The sequence below is a fragment of the Microvirga sp. P5_D2 genome (assembly GCF_054049475.1).
On record NZ_JBFUMH010000400.1, the window covers coordinates 1 to 728 of the forward strand.

Here is a 728-nt window from a genome sequence, read left to right on the forward strand (position 1 = left end):
ATGCCCGAACTGGCCGCTCGGCTGCTCGACGAGCACGGGATCGTTGCGGCTCCCGCGATGCTCTCGCGCTTCCTGTGCCGGTGCGGCTTCACTTATAAAAAAASMCCTGATGGCGGCGGAGTGCGCACGCGCCGACGTGCGGGATGAACGCCGCACTTGGAGAGACCACCGTCAGGTCCGCATGCGCCAAGAGCCGCACCGGCTGGTGTTCTTGGATGAGACGTACGTCAACACCAAGATGACGCGCCTGCGCGGCCGCTCCCGCAAGGGCCAGCGGTTACGCATGAGCGCTCCCTTCGGGCATTGGACGACGCATACCTTTCTGGCCGGGCTGCGCTGCCATGAGCTGAGTGCGCCGTGGATCGTCGATGGCCCGATCACGCGCTCGGCCTTTGACACCTMCATCGAGACGCAGCTCGCGCCGACACTGTGCAAAGGCGACGTGGTGATCCTCGACAACCTGGCCGTTCACAAAAGTGAAAAGGCCGCTCAGTGTCTGAGGCGACGCGGAGCCTGGTTCCTGTTCCTGCCGGCTTATTCGCCCGATCTGAACCCGATCGAGCAAGCCTTTGCCAAGATCAAAGCGCATCTGCGCAAAGCCGAAGCCCGCACCTTGGACGCGCTCTGGCGCACCCTCGGTGAGATCTGCAACCTGTTCGAGCCACAAGAATGTTGGAACTACCTCAAGGCTGCTGGATATGCGTCCGATTAAACATCCGATGCTCTAG

At 62.1% G+C, this 728-nt stretch carries 1 pseudogene; it reads left to right on the top strand.

What is annotated here, in order from left to right:
• Positions 1 to 712, top strand: a pseudogene (locus ACXJKO_RS31945) (IS630 family transposase); the annotation flags it as partial.
• Positions 713 to 728: the final 16 nt, after the last annotated feature.